Here is a 17,806-nt window from a genome sequence, read left to right as displayed (position 1 = left end):
GTGCTAAGCCTGTGGGTCATGTGCGCATTGGATATCTCCGTCGCGGCCAGGGACGGCGACGGGGTCAGGCATAGATCACCTTGGCCCCGGTCCTATCAAGCTGGCTGCGTATCGGGCCGGACAGGTCATCGTCGGTAATCACAACATCGACGCTCGACAGCGAAAAGGCCTTGGAGGTCCCGCTGACGCCCCATTTGCTCGAATCCGCAAGAAGGACAACGCGCCGGGCCATGCGCACGAGGTTTCGCTTCGTTCGCGCCATGTCTTCGTTCACGTCGACCACATCCAGTGACGAGTCAATCGCATGCGCTCCAACAAAGACCTGATGCGCTACCAAGCCGCCGAGAGCCGTGTCGGCATCGGTGATCAGCGTGCTCACCGTGTCTGGATAGACCCGGCCACCGATCATGTGAACGTCGAGCCCGGGCCGATGCATCAGATGCTGCACGATATTCATCGCCGTGGCCGCGACCACGACATTGCTGAGCGGCGGTAACAGCATGGCAACCTGCATCAATGTCGAGCCGCCGTCGAAGATGACCGATTGGTTGTCCTCGAACAGTTCTATCGCTGCCCGGGCGATGCGTTTCTTTGCATCGAGGTTCGTTTGCATCCGCCTGGCGAACGCGGCCGTGGTCGAATCTGTGGTCCGGGTCACCGCGCCGCCACGGGTCTTGGTCAGCAGTCCCTTGCGGTCCAGTATCTCGAGGTCGGAGCGCACCGTGACTTCCGACACGCCAAAATCGTCTGACAGGTCCTTGATGCGAACCTGTCCGCTGCGTTGCACTTCACCCAGGATCGATTGGCGTCTCTGCTCTGACAACATTGCCCTGTCCTTGCCTCCATGCGCCAGGCGATCGCCCTGGCCTCGGTTCACTCTACCAAAAATACGCAAATTCGAAAGCTTTCGAAAGATTGCATTTATCCTTTCTTTCGCAAACACTGATCCAGGGATTTTGAATTCAATCGATTGGAGAGTTTTGGACTCATGAGCCTCGGAACCAAGGTGCGCCTGGCGCGCCTCTTCTCACATCCATCGGGGAATCTTTTTGGCGGCGCGGTCGACCACTTTGTCGGCTATGGCGACGTGCGCAAAGGAGGTCTTGCCGACCTGCCGGGCGCGCTTGCACGCGTCATGGTAGGCAAACCCGACTACGTCAGCATCCAGCCGGGCACCGCGCGCCATCTGTGGCCGCAATACGCGGGCAAGGCTTCCCTGGTGATCCAGGCCGGCTGCTTCACCCCAGACGATCGCATCAGTGAACTGATTGCAACGCCCGAGGATGCGGTGCGCGCTGGCGCCGATGCGTTGGCCGTGGCCATTCCGGTGCGCGGCGCGACCGAGGGCAAATACATACGCTGGCTGACCGATTCGGTGAATGCGGCGGCCCGTTACGGCATGCCGGTGGTGGCGCATATCTACCCTCGCGATTTCACCGACGGGGCAAAAATCGTCTTCACCCCCGACGAGATCGCCTATGCGGCACGCATCGGCTACGAGTCCGGCGTCGATGTGATCAAGATCGGTTACACGGGCGATTTCGAGTCGTTTCGAGAGACCGTTCGGACCTGCCCGGTGCCGGTTGTGATCGCCGGTGGTCCGAAGACCGACACGCTGCTCGGCGCCCTTCAGCAGACGGCGGACGCCATCCGTGCCGGCGCGCGCGGTGCCGTGGTGGGCCGCAATCTCTGGGGGCATGGCGATCCGGAAAAGGCAGCGATTGCCTTTCGGGGCGTCATCCACGACGGCCTTTCGGCGCAAGACGCCTTGGCGAAGGCGGGTGCCTGAACGATGCCCACCGTCCCTTCAATCCTCGGCTTCGGAGCTATTGCGATCGACGACATCGTCTATGTCGATCAGCCGTTGTCGGCGGGCAAGGGGAAGGTTCTGCAAAGTGCCCGGGCTTTCGGGGGAAATGTCGCGACGGCACTTGCCGCCGTCGCGCGGCTCGGCGGAACCGCCGGCTTCGTCGGATGGCTGGGCAGCGCCGCCGACGACGCCGTGTTGTGCGATCTCGTTGCGAGCGGCGTTGAAACCGCGTTCGCGCCGCGCCACCCGCACGCCCGCCCGGTGCGCTCGCGGATCACCGTCGGTTCGGATGGGGAGCGGTTCATCGCGTATGACGACGAAGCGATGCTGGGCACCGCGCCGGACTTTCCGGACGAGGTTCTCAGCCGCGCGACCGTCCTGATCGTCGATAGTTACGGGATCGGGTCGCTGGATGTCGTGGCTCGGGCTCGCGATCTCGGCCTTGCGATCCTCGGCGATGTCGAATGGAGCCGCGGCCCAGCCACCGAGAGACTGATCGGGCTCTGCGACCATCTCATTCTTCCGCTCGGCTTTGCGCGGGCCGCCACGGGCCGCCGCTCGCCGGCCGAGATACTAGATGCATTGTGGTTGCCGTCGCGGTCCGCCGTGGTTCTGACGGATGGCGGCAGGGGTGTCTTCTATCGCGGACGCGGCGAGACAGGGCTCTGGCACTTGCCTCCGTACCGGGTTGCCGTCGTCGACTCGACCGGCGCCGGTGACTGCTTTCATGGCGCCTATGCCCTTGCATTGACGCGCGGGGCCGACACCGCAGGCCGGGTCGCCTTCGCGGCCGCGGCGGCGGCCCTTTCGATAACGGGGCGGGGCGGGCGCGAGGCGCTTCCGAACAACGACCAGGTCACGGAACTCCTGGCATCGACGAACGCGCCGTCGGCAGTCGAACTGAAGTATGCGCGGCTCCATACCGGAACATAGCCCGAACTATCCGAGGAAATATTTCGCAGGTGAACATAAGCAGAGGACAATCATAAAAATCAGTGGCTTAGACTTGTGAGAGGGAGGAATATGGCAGAAGTCGTTCTTGAGAATATCTGCAAGACATACGGGAACAATTTTCACGCAATCGACCAATTGAACCTGTCGGTCGAGGACGGCGAGTTTTTGATTCTCGTCGGGCCGTCCGGCTGTGGCAAATCCACCGCGTTGCGGATGATCGCGGGACTGGAGGACGTCACCAGCGGCAGCCTTCGAATCGGCGGAGTCGACGTTGTCGACATGCCGCCCAAGGACCGCGACATCGCGATGGTCTTCCAGAGCTACGCCCTCTATCCGCATATGACGGTGTTCGAAAACATCGGCTTTTCGATGCGGCTGGCAGGCAAGCCGAAGGCCGAGCGCAAAAAGCGCGTGGGCGAGATCGCCAAAACCCTTCAACTGACGTCTCTGCTGGACAGCAAACCCGCGAACCTTTCAGGCGGACAGCGTCAAAGGGTTGCCATGGGCCGCGCCATGGTGCGCGAGCCGGCAGCCTTTCTCATGGACGAACCCCTTTCCAATCTGGACGCGAAACTGCGTGTTCAAATGCGCGCCGAAATCACCAGTCTGCAAAAGCAGCTCGGCGTAACGACCATATATGTGACCCACGACCAAACCGAAGCCATGACGATGGGCGACAGGGTCGCGGTGTTGAAAGGCGGCGTGCTGCAGCAGGTAGACACACCCAAGAGGCTCTATGAATTGCCGGTGAACGCCTTCGTTGCCGGCTTCATCGGGTCTCCTTCGATGAACCTTTTCGAGGCGACCCTGACGGGCGACGAACTGATGTCCGGCGCCTTAGCCATCCGGCTGCAGGATGCAGCCTTCGTCCGCAGTTCGGGCTTGAGGTCGTATGCGGGGCGCAAGGTCGTGTTCGGGATACGACCGGAGGATCTCTATGACAGCAGCCTCGAATCCGGCCGCAAGTATCAGACGATACCGGCAAAGGTGACCTCGATCGAAGAACTCGGATCCGAACATATCGTTCATCTCAACATCGACGCGGTCCGGGTGGACTCCGGCGACCCTGACGCGGTGCAGGATTTCGGCCTGGCGTCGAATGCGGTGGCGAAATTCGAACCGGTCAGCACAGTCCGCTCCGGCGAGGAAATCAGGTTGGCCCTGGATGACGCCAAGCTCCATTTCTTCGATCCCGAGACGCATCTGGCGATCTGAATATCCGCGACAAGACCCGCGGGCGAGGGTGAGGCGCCTGCATAAGAAGACTTCTGAATAACAGACGATCGGCCGCATTGTGCGGTCGAATATAAAGAAGGAGGAGAAAATGACGTTTCGTATAAAGCCCACGATGCTGAAAATAGCCGCGGCCGCATGGTTGCTTGGCGCAACCGGAGCCATGGCGGATACGACGCTGGAATTCACCCAATGGTGGGAGCCCGAATTGCCGGCTGGCTCGCTCAGGGCAATCATGGATGACTTCGAGGCCGCAAACCCCGGTATCAAGGTGACGCTGGTCAGCGGTCCCTACGCGACCACGCGAGACCAGATCTCGGTTGGTGCTGCAACCGGAACGCTCAGCGACGTCGTCGGGCTCGACGGTGCCTGGGTGAACAATCTGAATGCGCAGAACGCACTCGCCGACATGAATCCGATGATGGATGCGAGCGGTTTCGACAAGAGCCAGGTCGCGGACATCATCAAGGTGGACGGCAAGGCGGTGATGTTTCCCGTGGCTTCCTTCGTCTATCCGGTCTTCGTGAATTTGGACCTCGCCGCCCAGGCAGGCGTGACCAAGCTGCCGTCGACCCGTGCGGAGTTTCTCGAAGCCGCCAAGAAGATGACGCACGCCGACAAGAACCAGTATGGCTGGGTGCTGCCCCTGTCGCTGCAAACGCCATCCGGCGTCCAGAACGACATGATGTCGTGGGTTTGGGCTTCGGGTCAGTCGATGATGGCGAGCGGCAAGCCGGACCTTGAGGGCAAACCGGTGGTGGATATGCTCGCCTTCGTCAAATCACTCAACGACGCCGGCACCATCTCGCCCGGCATTGCCACCAAGACCGAGCAGGAAAAGGTCGAGGAATTCGTCAACGACCGCGTCGGGATGATGATCGACTCGCTCGCGCATGTGAACCTCATCCGCAAGCGCAATCCCAAGCTGAACTTCGACCTCATCCCGGTCCCGGTCGTGGAGAACTATACCGGCAAGCGCGGCCTTCCCTATGCCTCCTGGGGCATCGGCATCTCTGTTGCCTCGAAACATCAGGAAGAGGCCTGGAAACTCGTCCAATATCTGATGAGTGAAAAGGTGAACGCCAAGCTCGTGTCGCTTGCAAACGCCTTCCCGGGCAACGTCAACGCCAAGCCCGATTTCGTGACCTCGGACAAGGCTTTCGGCAAGGCTTTTGAAATCTTCAAGACCGGCTATCTCGCCAATGAGTTCACGGGCCTGCCGGTGGCTGAAGACCTGATGACCCAGTTCGACGTGCAAGCCCAGAAGATGCTCGCCGGCGAGCAGTCTCCGGAACAGGCCGCAGCCACCGCTCAGAAGGGCTGGATGGCGAAATTCTGATCGGCCTGTTCCCGTTTGCTATCTTCGACCCGGTTGCCTGACATAGGGCAGGCCACCCGGCAACAACGGATCGGCAATTTGAGATGGACCTGTTTCCGAAGCTTACCTTCTCTTGAAGGCGTATCCCAAGGTTGGCACATGACCCGGCAAAAGCGCTCCCACCACAAGCTGAAACGAGCGGTCGCACCCTACCTCTATCTGTCGCCCTCGCTGCTCATAATCGGGCTTCTGATGCTGCTGCCGATGGTGACGGTGATTGCCTACTCGTTCCAGAACAGCGCGGTGCTGCGTCGTGACCCATCCTTTGCCGGACTGAAACACTACCAGGCGATCTTCGACGATCCCGTGTTCTGGGCTTCGCTGTGGCACACGCTCTACTTCACATGCATGAGTGTCATTTTCCACATGACCATCGGCATGGTCTTCGCGCTCATGCTGAACAGCGACCGCATCAATCCGACGCTGCGCAATATTCTGCGCGTGCTCTACATACTGCCCTGGCTGTTCACCGCGGTGATTATCGCCGTAATCTGGCGCCTCCTGCTTGAGCCGAACGGTGTCGTGAATAGCATTCTCATGCAAATCGGCGTCATCGGTTCCAAGGTCGAATGGTTTTCCTCGCCTGAGACCGCGCTGCACGCCGTCACCTTCGCCAATATCTGGGCGGGCTATCCGCTCTTCATGGTCAGCCTGCTCGCGGGTTTGCAGGGCATTCCCAAGGATTTCTACGAGGCCGCCGATATCGACGGAGCAAAAGCCTACCAGAAGCTGATCTTCATCACCATCCCGATGCTGATGCCGATCATCATCAGCATCTCGCTGCTCGACTTCATCTGGACCATGCAGGTCTTCCCGTTAATCTGGATAACGACCGGCGGTGGCCCGATCTACTCGACCGAGGTCCTCAGCACCTACACGTACAAGCTGGCGTTTTCGAGCTACAACCTGTCGCAAGCTTCGGCGAGCGCTGTGGTCATCTTGTTGATCTCTCTCGGCCTGACGCTGTTCTATATTCGCTATCAAAAGGCTCGGTAGTCACCATGAGGAAAAGGCATACGCCGAAAGACAGGCTGATCACCGTCGCGCTCCATCTAGCGCTTGCTGCGGGGCTCTTTTTCGCGGCATTCCCGATCTACTGGATGCTGAGCAGTTCGTTCAAATCGAATACCGAAATCTTTGCCCTGCCACCAACCATCCTGCCAAAGGCCTTCACGTTGGAAGCGTATGCAGCCATCCTTGGCGACCCGGTAAAACTGCGCTTCTTCTTCAATAGCTATTTCGTGGCGGGAGCGGTGACCGTGCTAACGGTGCTGATCGCCTTGCTGGCGGCCTACGGGTTCAGCCGCTTCGACTTCCGCGGCAAGGGCAGCCTGAACACACTCATCATCAGCACGCAGACGATTCCGCCAATCACACTTCTGATCCCCTTCTTCGGGCTTGTCGTCTCATACGGTATCTTTGATACCTACGTCGCACTGATCCTGACTTACCTGGTGTTTACACTGCCGTACGCGATCCTGCTGATGACGGGATATCTGAACACCTTGCCTCGCGATCTCGATGAAGCCGTGGCTGTCGATGGCGGCACCAGTTGGACAGCGCTTTGGCGGGTGATCGTCCCGATTTCACTGCCTGGTATCGTGGCGACGTCGGTCTACACCTTCCTGTTGTGCTGGAACGAATTTCTCTTTGCGCTGACGCTGACGAAGTCAACGTCCATGCGCACCGTCCCGATCGGCATCCAGCTGTTGATGGGGCAGCACGCCTTCGAATGGAACCAGATGATGGCGATGAGCGTGCTCGGCTCGCTACCGCTCTTGCTCATCTACCTAGTTGCCCAAAGGTATTTCCTCGCCGGCATGACCGCAGGCTCGGTCAAGTAGGATGTCCATCCCAAGGAGAACCGAAGGAGCAGGCCCCCGCCTATCGCCATCGATGATTGGGCCCTGTCTGCTGGCAGGCGGCATCGCCGCGGCCGCGGCCGTCGTCACTGTTCCGCCGATCGTGCTCGTGCTGCACTCTTCCCGCGCCACATCATCGAACGGCTGACGCAGGGCGCATCAAGGAATAGGCAAGGAATGAAAGGATGAACGTGAAAGACCTCAAAGTCGGCTGCCAGACCTTCACCTGGGAAATGCTGGGAGACCGGTTCACCGGCGGCCCGGACGATCTGTTGAAGGCGATCGCCGATGGCGGCTATGCCGGCATCGAGATCACCGACACCATGATCGGCCAGTATGCCGGCAAGCCGTCGGAGTTCGCCGCCGCGCTGAACGCGTCCGGGCTGACGCTGGTCTCCTTCGCCTTCGGCTCGAACAGTGGTTTTACGCTGAAGGAGAAAATCGGCGCCGATCTCGAGACCGCCAAAGTCTGGATCGACTTCGCCGCCACCTTCCCGAATGCGCTGGTCTCGATGGGCTCGGCAACCGTGGTGTCCGACGGCCCGCGCGACGATAAGTTCGCCATCGCAGCCGAATTCTACAACCGCGCCGCCGAGATCGGCCGCAAGGCCGGTGTGGATGTCGCGGTGCATCCGAGTTCGCACCACAACACGCTGCTGTTCGACCGCGCCGACTACGACACGATCTTTGCCTTGCTCGACCGCGATCTGGTCGGCTGGGTGCCGGATACCGGCCATATCCTGCGTGGTCACAAGGACATGTCCGACACGCTGCGCACCTATCGCGACCGCATCCGCTACATCCACCTCAAGGACGTCGATGCCAACGGCACCTGGGCGATGCTCGGCAAGGGCGTCTGCGACACGCCAGATGTCATCGAGATTGCCGGCACCGCGCCACGCTTCAACGGCTGGCTGGTGCTGGAGGAGGAATCCGACACGGCCGCCGCCGATCCCGCCGGCGCGGTCAAGACCAACCGCCAGACAATGCGCTCCTACGGCGCCTGAAGAACGAGACGATGATCAAGAAACAGGACAGACGCCTCAGGGTCGGCGTGCTCGGCTGCGGCCCCATCGCGCAGTTCGCGCATCTGGAATCCTGCGTCAAGGCCGGCAATGCCGACCTTTACGCCATCTGCGACGCGGCACCCGACCTGCTCGCGCGCATGGGCGCCACCTACGAGCCCGAAAAAATGTATGGCGACTATGACGCGATGCTCGCCGATCCGGAACTGGAGGCGGTGATCGTCGCCACCTCGGACGCCTATCACGTGCCGATGTCCATCAAGGCGCTCGACGCCGGCAAGCATGTTCTGTGCGAAAAGCCGATCGGCACCTCGGTCGAGGAGGGCGAGGCGCTGGCCGAAGCAGTCAGGCGCTCGGGCAAAGTTCTGCAGGTCGGGCACATGAAGCGCTTCGATCCGGCGCTGGAGGCCGCGCGCGATTTTGTCCGCGATGAGATCGGCGAGGTGCTGGCGCTGAAGGCGTGGTACTGCGATTCCACCCATCGCTACACCAACACCGACGCCGTTCAGCCGCTGCCCGTCACCAGCAAGCTGGCGCGCAAACCGGGAGGCAATCCGAAGGCCGATTTGCGGCAGTATTTCATGCTGGCGCACGGCTCGCATCTCGTCGACACGGCGCGGTTCCTGTGCGGCGAGATCGTCGCCGTGCGCGCCCGGCTCAACGAACGCTTCGGTGCCTATTGCTGGTTCGTCGAGACCGAGTGCGCCAGCGGCGCGCTCGGCCATCTCGACCTGACCGTCGCAGTACGGATGGACTGGCACGAAGGTTTTCAGCTTTATGGCGAGAACGGTTCGGTCATCGCCAAGACATTCAACCCCTGGTACTTCCGTGCCAGTGAGGTTGAGATCTTTCACGAGAAGACCGCCACTGCCCACAAGCCGCTCGGCGCCGACGGCCATTTCTTCCGCCGCCAGTTGGAAGGTCTTGCCCAAACCGTACTGGAAGGCACGCCGATGCGCGGCGCCAATGTCGAGGACGGCATCGCGTCGATCCGCGCCATGGTCGCTATCGCCCGCTCGGTGGAGACTGGCGAGCGGGTCGAACTCGCTTCGGTTTCAGGAGCGGTCTGATGCGTCTCGGCATCTTCGCCAAGACCTTTCCCGGTACCGAGCCGGCCGCGGTGCTCGCGGCCGTTCGGCAAGCGGGCTATGAGACGACGCAATTCAATCTCGCCTGCGCCGGCCTGCCGTCGATGCCGGATGCGATGCCGGCAAATGCCGTCGCTTCCATCCGCGCTGCCGCGCAATCGAGCGGCGTCTCACTTGCAGCACTTTCCGGCACCTACAACATGGCGCATCCCGACAAGGCAGTGCGCGACGATGGCCTTCGGCGTCTCGCCGTCGTCATCGAGGTTGCTGCTGCCCTGGACATCCCGCTGGTCACACTCTGCACCGGCTCGCGCAACGCAGCCGATCAGTGGGCGTATCACCCCGACAATGCCACGCCGGCCGCGTGGTCCGACATGGCCATCGAGATGGCGAAGGCGCTGGCGCTGGCCGAAGAGGCCGGCGTCGATCTCGGCATCGAGCCTGAGCAAGCCAACATCGTCACTTCCGCCAGGGACGCGACAAGGCTGATCGCCGAGATGGGATCGAAACACCTGAAGATCGTGCTTGATCCGGCAAACCTGTTCGAACAAGCCACGCCCGACGAGGCGCGCGCCATCGTCGCCGCCGCGATCGACGGGGCCGCCGGCCACATCGCCATGGCGCACGCCAAGGACCGCTTTGGCGACGGCCGCTTTGCCACCGCAGGACAAGGCATCGTCGACTTCCCGGATTTTGTCGCGCGGCTGAAGGCAGCGGGCTTCGACGGCCCGCTCGTCACCCACGGCCTGTCCGCGGAAGAAGCCCCCGGCGTCGCTGCCTTCCTGCGAGGGCTGCTCTGATGGGCTCCGCACCGTCGATCCTGCTGCGCGATGATGCATCGCTTCGTGTCTTCGACACGGGGCAGGGCAGGCTTCCCGTCATCTTCCAGCATGGCCTTGGCGGTGATGCAGCGCAGGTCGCGCAGAATTTTCCCGACAGGCCGTCATACCGCCGGCTCACCGTCGAATGCCGCGCGCAGGGCGATTCCGGCGCCGGCACCAAACGGCCCTTTTCGATCGCGATGTTCGCCGATGACGTGCTGGCCGCCGCCGATGCCGCCGGCGTCGACCGTTTCGTCGCCGGCGGCATTTCGATGGGCGCGGCGATCGCCTTGCAGCTTGCCGCCCGGTATCCGGACCGTGTCACCGGCCTCATCCTTGTACGCCCGGCCTGGGCTTTCGACGCGGCACCGCAAAACATGCGCCCTTACGCGGAAGTGGCGGAACTCATTCGCAGTCGTCCACTGGATGAAGCGCGCGATGCCTTCGCGGCTTCCGCGACTGCCGCCCGCTTTCGCAAAGAAGCGCCGGATAATCTCGCCTCGCTGCTCGGCTTCTTCGCGCGCGACAACGCGGCCGTCTTCGCCGAGGTGATGCAAGCGATCGCAAACGATGGGCCCGGCGTGACGCGAGCAGCGGCCGCCGGCCTGGCAATCCCGACACTCGTCATCGGCAGCGGTGTCGATCTCGTCCATCCGCTGGCGACCGCCCGCAGCCTTGCCGACGCTATTCCCAACGCCGCCTTTGTCAAGGTGACGCCGAAGGCCACCGACAAGGATCGCCATTTCGCCGAAATCCGCGCTGCTATCGCGGGCTTTCTCGACACAAATTTCAACAACTAGGACCAGTCATGATCTCGAAACTCGTCTCAGGCCCGGCCGCTATCGCCGCATTGCCACGCGATCGCATGATCGCCGAATTCTCGCTGTGGTCCGCCGACCTCGCCAATTTCGAGAGCGATCTCAGGCGCATCGAGCCCTATGTCGATCTTCATCACATTGATGTGGCGGACGGGCATTTCGCCCCGTCCTTCCTGTTCTTTCCCGATCTCGTCGCCCGCATCGCCAGGCTGACGGCCAAGCCTGTCCATGTCCATCTGATGGTCGATGAAGCAATCGTCGAGGCGCAGACGCGCCAGTTCATCGAAGCCGGCGCCGACATGATCAGCGTCCATGCCGAGAATGGCGAAGCGGGATTGCGCGCCGTGCGGCTGGCGCGGGAACTCGGCGCCGAGGCCGGCGTCGTGCTCAGGCTGGAGACGCCGGTCGAGACGGTGACGCCTTTCGTTTCCGAGGTCGCGTTCGTCACGCTTCTGGGTACGGCGATCGGCGTCAAGGGGCAGAGCCTGTCGGACAAGGCTTGCGACCGGTTGGGCACTGCCCGCGCCATCCTGAGGCAGGCCGGCCGCGAGGCGGAAGTGGTTCTGGCGGCTGACGGCGGCATCCGCCATGAGACCGTGCCGCTGCTGCGTGCCGCCGGTGCCGAAACCGTGGTTCTCGGTTCGCTCGCCTTCGGCGACAAGGATCTCGCCGGCCGCATCGGCTGGCTGCACGGATTGAAGGTCGCGGCATGACAATACAAGCCGCCCTTGCGATCGATCTTGGTGGGACGGAGCTTCGCGCCGCCCTGGTCGACCGCGACGGCAAGATCCTGGCATTCGCGGCGGTGCCGACGCAGGCGCAGGCCGGCCCCGATGTGATTGTCGATCAGATCGCGGCACTTGCGGCAACCGTCCATGCCGAGGCGCCGGCGCTTGCAGTCGTCGGCGTCGGCGTCGGCGCGCCGGGACCGCTCGATCCGCTGGCCGGCATCGCCGTTGGCCCGCCGACACTTGCCGGCTGGCTGGACGTACCGCTTGCCGACATCCTCGAACGGCGGCTCGGCCTGCCGGTGCGGCTGGAGAACGACGCCAATGCGGCGGCACTCGGCGAATGGCGCTTCGGCGCCGGCCATGGCGCGCGCTCGCTGGTCTTCGTCACGGTTTCCACCGGCATCGGCGGCGGTGTCGTCGTCGACGGGCGCATCCTGCATGGCCGCCGTGGCCTTGCCGCCGAGATCGGCCATATGACCATCACCAATGAAGGCGAACGCTGTATATGCGGCGTCGTCGGCTGCTTCGAGGCGATCGCCTCGGGCACAGCGCTCGGCCGCCGCGCCACCGCTGCGACAACCGCCAGCGATGGCTCGAGCTTGCGGCACCTCTCAGGCGACGCGGAGGTGACCGGCCGCCATGTCGTCGAGGCGGCACGGCTGCGGGACGGTCTTGCCTCGGCCTTGCTGGACGAGGAAGCCCGCTGGCTGGGCATTGGCTTCACCAACCTCTTGCATCTCTATTCGCCCGATGTGCTGGTCGTCGGCGGCGGCATTGCCAATGGGCTCGACCTGATGCTGCCGACCATCGAGGCGACCATCAGGCAGCGCGCCATGCGCGCCTATCGCGACGTGCCGGTCGTTCAGGCCCAACTCGGCCGCCATGCCGGGCTGGTCGGCGCCGCCAGCCTCATCCTGTTCGATGATGTGGGCACGATTGCCGCCCGCATGCCTGTCGGCCCAAGCACATTTCCGGACACGAGGAGGGACTTCAATGGCTGAGCTCAAGCTGCGCGGCGTGCGCAAGTCCTATGGCAATGCCGAGGTGATCAAGGGCGTCGACATCGATGTCGGTGACCGCGAGTTCGTCGTCTTCGTCGGCCCGTCCGGCTGCGGAAAGTCGACGCTGCGACCTGAACGACAACGGCCGAAGGCAGCATGCCTCCGGCCATTGCTGGTATCAAACCGCACGGATTACTCGGCGGGAACGACGTCCGCCGGCAGGCTGTCGTCCGCCGTGCCCGCCAGGGCTCTCGCCAGCTTGGCCTCGTCGAGTTCGCCTTCCCAGCGCGCCACCACCAGCGTGGCGACGGCGTTGCCGACGAAGTTGGTCAGCGCCCGGCATTCCGACATGAAGCGGTCGACGCCGAGGATCAGCGCCATGCCGGCGACCGGCACAGCCGGAACCACCGAAAGCGTGGCGGCAAGGGTGATGAAGCCTGCCCCGGTGATGCCGGCGGCGCCTTTGGAGGAAAGCATCGCAACCAGCAGCAGCAGGATCTGGTCGCCCATCGACAGGTGGATGTTGGTTGCCTGCGCGATGAACAGCGCAGCCAGCGTCATGTAGATGTTGGTGCCGTCGAGGTTGAAGGAATAGCCGGTCGGAATGACCAGACCGACCACCGAGCGCTTGGCGCCGGCCTTCTCCATCTTCTCCATCAGCGAGGGCAGGGCTGCCTCGGACGAGGAGGTGCCCAGCACCAGCAGCAGTTCTTCCTTGATGTAGCGGATCAGGGACAGGATGGAGAAGCCGTTGTAGCGGCAGACCGCACCCAGCACGACGAAGACGAATAGAAACGACGTCACGTAGAAAGTGCCGACCAGCATGGCGAGGTTGATGACCGCGCCGATGCCGTATTTGCCGATGGTGAATGCCATGGCGCCAAAGGCTCCGATAGGGGCTGCCTTCATCAGCACGCTGACCAGCTTGAAGATCGGCGTCGTCAGCGCCTGCAGGAAATTGAGGACGGGCGTTCCCTTGTCGCCGACCAGCGCCAGCGCAATGCCGAACAGCACCGAGAAGAACAATACCTGCAGGATGTCGCCGTCGGCGAAGGCACCGACGATCGTCGTCGGGATGATGTTCATCAGGAAGCCGGTGACCGACTGGTCATGCGCCTTTGCGGCATAGGTGCTTACGGTCGAGGCATCTAGCGTCGCCGGGTCGATGTTGAAGCCGGCGCCCGGCTGCACGACATTGGCCACGACAAGGCCGATGACAAGCGCCAGGGTCGAGAAGGTGAGGAAGTAGAGCATCGCCTTGCCGGCGACACGCCCGACCTTCTGCAGGTCGCTCATGCCGGCAATTCCCGTCGTCACCGTCAGGAAGATGACCGGGGCGATGATCATCTTGACCAGTTTGATGAAGGCGTCGCCGAGCGGCTTCATGCTCTCGCCGACCGACGGATAGAAATGGCCGAGCAGGATGCCGACGGTGATCGCGACGAGCACCTGCACGTAGAGTTGGGCATAGAAAGGCTTGCGCCGCGCGGAAGCCGCGCCTGAATGATCTGCGATGTGCATCGAACTCTCCCTGGCCGGATGGGCGAAAATGGACCGCCCTGCGTGACTTCTCCCATCGCGGCGCTCCGGTCGCACGCCGCTGCAAGGACTTTTGCAAGCGTCGTGCCAGATCGGAAAGAGGCCGGAATCCCAGGGTTTCCGCCTTTGTCAGAGGCCATGCGGGCAATGCCTGTGCGGATTTCCGCACAAGCAGCGTTTGCCTGGGCGGATTTTCGCATTACACTGGCCGCGAAGCCGGGAGGGCTGGGAGGAAGAGGAGAGGGCAGACGTCGCAAGCAGGTACCGACAGTGGCTCCCCTGGATTTGCCGGCCGTGAATTGCTGCGCGAGGCCGCGCGCGATGGCCGCTGGCTTGTCGTGGTCGTCGCCCTCGTATTTCTGGCCGGCGCGATCGCAATTGCCGGGCGCATTGCCTCCGGCCAAGCGGCAGGCAATCTGCGCGACACAGCGCTTGCGGCCCTGCCGCTGGCGGCGGGGACGCTGACCGGCGAAATCGAAAAGCAGCGCCTGGTTCCCTTGGTGCTGGCACGTGACGATGCGGTGCGCGGCGCTCTGCGCCGAGCCGGAAAAATGCAGGAAAAGGCCCTCGACGACAAGCTCAAGGCGATTGCCGGCGATGCCTCGGCGTCCGCCATCTATGTCATCGACACGGCAGGCATCGCCATATCAGCCAGCAATGCCGGCGAGCCGACCAGCTTTGTCGGCATCGACTATGATTTTCGGCACTATTTTCAGGAGGCCATGGCGAAGGGTGCCGCCAGCCAATATGGCCTCGGCACGATCAGCGGCAAGCCAGGCCTTTACCTGGCCAGCCGGGTCGACGATGGCGGCAAGCCGCTTGGCGTTGCGGTGTTGAAGGTCGAGCTAGACCGCGTCGAAGCCAATTGGCGATCCAGCGGCTTTCTCGTCTTCGTCACCGATGAGCGCGGCGTGGTGCTGGCCACCAGCCAGCCCGACTGGCGGTTTCATGCCCTCGCACCGCTCTCCGCGCAGGACACCGCCGCTGCCCACGAGCAGCTCCAACTGGCCGATGCCGGCTTCGAACCCTTGCCGATCCGACGCGGCGCTGGTGACGGTCTGGCGACCATCGACAGCGCCGGCAAACAGCGTCAGTTCGTCGAAGTGGTGCAGGACCTGCCGGGTGCTGTCCCCGGTTGGCGTCTCTGGCTGCTGACGCCCGCCGATGCGGCTCTCTCCGCCGCCGCCAACACGGCGCGCCTCACCACGCTGCTCGGCTTGCTGCTGATGGGCTTGCTAATCTTCGTGCTGACCCGGCGCCGGCGCGCCCGCCTGCTGAGACAGGAAGCGCTGGCGCGGATGAATGTCGAACTGGAGAGCCGGGTCAGCATGCGGACGGCCGAGCTGACGCGCTCCAACGCCGCACTTGCCGGCGAAATCGCCGAGCGCGAGAACGCCGAAGCCAAGGTCCGCCGGCTGCGTGACGACCTCGCCCAGGCCAACCGGCTGTCGATACTCGGACAGATCGCCGCCGGCGTGGCGCACGAAATCAACCAGCCGGTCGCCGCCATCCGCACCTATGCCGAGAGTGCCGGCCGCTTTCTCGACAGTGGCAAGACCGAACCGGCCAGCGGCAATCTGATGTCGATCGTGTCGATGACCGAACGCATCGGCGCGATCACCAGCACATTGCGCACTTTTGCCCGCCGGCCGGGTGTCGCTGCCTCGCCCTTACCGGTGCGCGAGGCGATCGACGGCGCGCTGTCGCTGCTGTCCGGCCGTATCCGCGATTCCGGCGTGACCATCGTCAAACCGCGCGGCAACGCGTCGCCGGTCGTCATGGCGAGCCGCATCCGGCTGGAGCAGATCCTGGTCAATTTATTGCAGAATGCGCTCGACGCCATGAAGGACCAGCCTGATCCCCGCATCGAGATTGAACTCGCCGAGCGCGACGATCGGGTGCTGATTTCGGTGCGCGACAACGGCCCTGGTCTCGGTCCAGAGGCGGCCGGCAATCTGTTCATGCCGTTCCAGACCACCAAGGAGAAGGGGCTCGGTCTCGGGCTGGTGATTTCGCAGGAGATCGCCCAGGAACTGGGCGGCACGCTGCGGCTCGATCCCGCCAGCGCCAGCGGCGCATCCTTCACCATCGACCTGAGGCGGATAGAATGACGGACCGATCAGGGCTGGTGGCACTCGTCGACGACGATGCGGACCTGCTTCACGCCACCACGCAATTGCTCGAGCTTGCCGGCTTCACCGTCGTCGCGCTCGATGCCGCCGAGGCCGCGCTTGGTGTCGTCGACAGGAATTTCGAAGGCGTGATCGTCAGCGACATCCGCATGCCGGGCATGAACGGTCTGCAGCTGTTCGACCGCATCAAGGCGATCGATCCGGACATACCCGTGATCCTGGTCACCGGGCATGGCGATGTTGATCTTGCGGTGGCCGCGCTCAAGGACGGCGTCTACGATTTCATTCCGAAACCCTATGCCGGCGATCGCCTTGTCGAGGCGCTGAAACGGGCATCGGAGAAGCGGCGGCTGGTGATGGAGAACCGGCGGCTGCGCGAGGCCGCCGCACAAGCAGCAGACGGTCTGCCGCTGATCGGTGAAGCGCCTGCCATCCGCCGCCTGCGCGAGACCTTGCGCCAGATCGCCGACATGGATGTCGACGTGCTGGTCGAAGGAGAGACCGGGACTGGCAAGGAAGTGGTGGCGGACCTCCTGCACAGATGGGGGCGGCGGCGCGCAAAACCCTTCGTGGCGCTGAATTGCGGCGCGCTGCCGGAGACAGTCATCGAAAGCGAACTGTTCGGCCATGAAGCCGGCGCGTTCACCGGCGCGCAGCGGCGCCGGATCGGCCGCATAGAACATTCCAGCGGCGGCACGCTGTTCCTCGACGAGATTGAATCCATGCCGCCGGCCCTCCAGGTCAAGCTGCTGCGGGTACTCGAAACGCGCAGCGTCACCCCGCTTGGCTCGAACGAGACCCGCCGCGTCGACCTCAGGGTCGTCGCGGCGACCAAGGGCGATCTCGGACGGCCGGACCAGCGCGGCGATTTTCGCGAGGATCTGTATTTTCGCCTCAACGTGGTGACGCTGCGCATCCCGCCCCTGCGCGAGCGGCGCGGCGACATCCCGATGCTGTTCGGGCATTTCCTCGGCAAGGCCTCGGAACGGTTCGGCCGGCCAATCGCCAAGGTGAACGCCGCGGTCAGCGATCATCTCCAGTCGCACGCCTGGCCGGGCAATGTGCGTGAGCTCGCCCATTTTGCCGATCGCGTCGCACTCGGCTTTGGTCCAGAGGATGAGACGAAAGCGGCCTCCGCACACTTGCCGGAGCTCGCGGCAACACTGCCCGAACGGGTCGGTCACTATGAGGCGCAACTCATCCGCGATGCGCTGCGCGACCATGGCGGCGATGTGCGCGGCGCCATCGACGCACTCGGCGTACCGCGCAAGACCTTCTACGACAAGCTCAAGCGCTACGGCATCGCCGCGTCTGAATTCCGCAATGGCGGCGACGCGGATGCGCAACCTCGCGGACAGATATAGAAATTGCGCAAGTGCGCTGCCCTTCGTAACGCTAGTTTTTATCCCGTCGC

General features: G+C 63.2%; 16 protein-coding genes and 1 pseudogene. 15 read left to right on the top strand and 2 right to left on the bottom strand.

Going from position 1 to position 17,806, the window contains the following annotated elements; genetic code table 11:
* Positions 1 to 64 precede the first annotated feature (64 nt).
* Positions 65 to 826 (bottom strand): DeoR/GlpR family DNA-binding transcription regulator, encoded by a 762-nt coding sequence (locus NKH02_RS00545; RefSeq protein WP_352875593.1) that lies wholly within the window; start codon positions 824 to 826, stop codon positions 65 to 67.
* Positions 827 to 988: 162 nt separating this feature from the next.
* On the opposite strand from NKH02_RS00545, the gene NKH02_RS00540 reads away from it, so the two are divergent.
* The 13 genes and pseudogenes from NKH02_RS00540 to NKH02_RS34485 form a co-directional block, all read left to right on the top strand.
* Positions 989 to 1,789 (top strand): beta/alpha barrel domain-containing protein, encoded by an 801-nt coding sequence (locus tag NKH02_RS00540; RefSeq protein ID WP_023756676.1) that lies wholly within the window; start codon positions 989 to 991, stop codon positions 1,787 to 1,789.
* Positions 1,790 to 1,792: 3 nt separating this feature from the next.
* The gene (locus NKH02_RS00535) at positions 1,793 to 2,743 is read left to right on the top strand and encodes a PfkB family carbohydrate kinase (protein WP_352875591.1); all 951 of its coding nucleotides are present in this window, start codon (positions 1,793 to 1,795) and stop codon (positions 2,741 to 2,743) included.
* Between the two features lie 90 nt (positions 2,744 to 2,833).
* Positions 2,834 to 3,979: an ABC transporter ATP-binding protein gene (locus NKH02_RS00530; protein WP_352875589.1), complete on the top strand. Its 1,146-nt coding sequence runs from the start codon at positions 2,834 to 2,836 to the stop codon at positions 3,977 to 3,979.
* Between the two features lie 109 nt (positions 3,980 to 4,088).
* Positions 4,089 to 5,336, top strand: a complete 1,248-nt coding sequence (locus NKH02_RS00525) for an ABC transporter substrate-binding protein (RefSeq protein ID WP_352875587.1) — start codon at positions 4,089 to 4,091, stop codon at positions 5,334 to 5,336.
* A gap of 138 nt (positions 5,337 to 5,474) precedes the next feature.
* Entirely contained in the window at positions 5,475 to 6,371 is an 897-nt protein-coding gene (locus NKH02_RS00520) for a carbohydrate ABC transporter permease (RefSeq protein ID WP_352867287.1), read from the top strand.
* Between the two features lie 5 nt (positions 6,372 to 6,376).
* Positions 6,377 to 7,219, top strand: a complete 843-nt coding sequence (locus NKH02_RS00515) for a carbohydrate ABC transporter permease (protein WP_352875585.1) — start codon at positions 6,377 to 6,379, stop codon at positions 7,217 to 7,219.
* A gap of 203 nt (positions 7,220 to 7,422) precedes the next feature.
* Positions 7,423 to 8,244: a sugar phosphate isomerase/epimerase family protein gene (locus tag NKH02_RS00510; RefSeq protein WP_352875583.1), complete on the top strand. Its 822-nt coding sequence runs from the start codon at positions 7,423 to 7,425 to the stop codon at positions 8,242 to 8,244.
* Between the two features lie 11 nt (positions 8,245 to 8,255).
* Positions 8,256 to 9,332, top strand: a complete 1,077-nt coding sequence (locus tag NKH02_RS00505) for a Gfo/Idh/MocA family protein (protein ID WP_352875581.1) — start codon at positions 8,256 to 8,258, stop codon at positions 9,330 to 9,332.
* Positions 9,332 to 10,150 (top strand): sugar phosphate isomerase/epimerase family protein, encoded by an 819-nt coding sequence (locus NKH02_RS00500; protein ID WP_352867276.1) that lies wholly within the window; start codon positions 9,332 to 9,334, stop codon positions 10,148 to 10,150. The genes NKH02_RS00505 and NKH02_RS00500 overlap by 1 nt, the downstream gene beginning before the upstream one ends.
* Positions 10,150 to 10,971: an alpha/beta fold hydrolase gene (locus tag NKH02_RS00495; RefSeq protein ID WP_352875579.1), complete on the top strand. Its 822-nt coding sequence runs from the start codon at positions 10,150 to 10,152 to the stop codon at positions 10,969 to 10,971. The genes NKH02_RS00500 and NKH02_RS00495 overlap by 1 nt, the downstream gene beginning before the upstream one ends.
* A gap of 8 nt (positions 10,972 to 10,979) precedes the next feature.
* Positions 10,980 to 11,702 carry a ribulose-phosphate 3-epimerase gene (locus NKH02_RS00490; RefSeq protein WP_352875577.1) on the top strand — a complete coding sequence of 241 codons (723 nt, stop codon included), beginning with the start codon at positions 10,980 to 10,982 and terminating at the stop codon, positions 11,700 to 11,702.
* Positions 11,699 to 12,721, top strand: a complete 1,023-nt coding sequence (locus NKH02_RS00485) for an ROK family protein (protein ID WP_352875575.1) — start codon at positions 11,699 to 11,701, stop codon at positions 12,719 to 12,721. Before NKH02_RS00490 ends, NKH02_RS00485 begins: the two co-directional genes overlap by 4 nt.
* A pseudogene (locus NKH02_RS34485) lies at positions 12,714 to 12,848 on the top strand (ABC transporter); the annotation flags it as partial. The gene NKH02_RS00485 and the pseudogene NKH02_RS34485, both read left to right, overlap by 8 nt.
* A gap of 65 nt (positions 12,849 to 12,913) precedes the next feature.
* Here the strand turns inward: NKH02_RS34485 and NKH02_RS00475 are convergent.
* Positions 12,914 to 14,242, bottom strand: a complete 1,329-nt coding sequence (locus NKH02_RS00475; RefSeq protein WP_352875573.1) for a dicarboxylate/amino acid:cation symporter — start codon at positions 14,240 to 14,242, stop codon at positions 12,914 to 12,916.
* A 317-nt stretch (positions 14,243 to 14,559) separates the two neighbouring features.
* Between NKH02_RS00475 and NKH02_RS00470 the strand changes: the two genes are divergently transcribed.
* Together NKH02_RS00470 and NKH02_RS00465 are read left to right on the top strand one after the other, a co-directional pair.
* Positions 14,560 to 16,371 carry a sensor histidine kinase gene (locus NKH02_RS00470; protein ID WP_352875572.1) on the top strand — a complete coding sequence of 604 codons (1,812 nt, stop codon included), beginning with the start codon at positions 14,560 to 14,562 and terminating at the stop codon, positions 16,369 to 16,371.
* Positions 16,368 to 17,756 (top strand): sigma-54-dependent transcriptional regulator, encoded by a 1,389-nt coding sequence (locus NKH02_RS00465; protein ID WP_352875570.1) that lies wholly within the window; start codon positions 16,368 to 16,370, stop codon positions 17,754 to 17,756. The genes NKH02_RS00470 and NKH02_RS00465 overlap by 4 nt, the downstream gene beginning before the upstream one ends.
* Positions 17,757 to 17,806: the final 50 nt, after the last annotated feature.

Source organism: Mesorhizobium sp. M1396 (genome assembly GCF_040317725.1).
Classification (GTDB): domain Bacteria; phylum Pseudomonadota; class Alphaproteobacteria; order Rhizobiales; family Rhizobiaceae; genus Mesorhizobium.
Note: the sequence above shows the minus strand (reverse complement) of the source record. Positions and strands in the feature narration are given on the sequence as shown.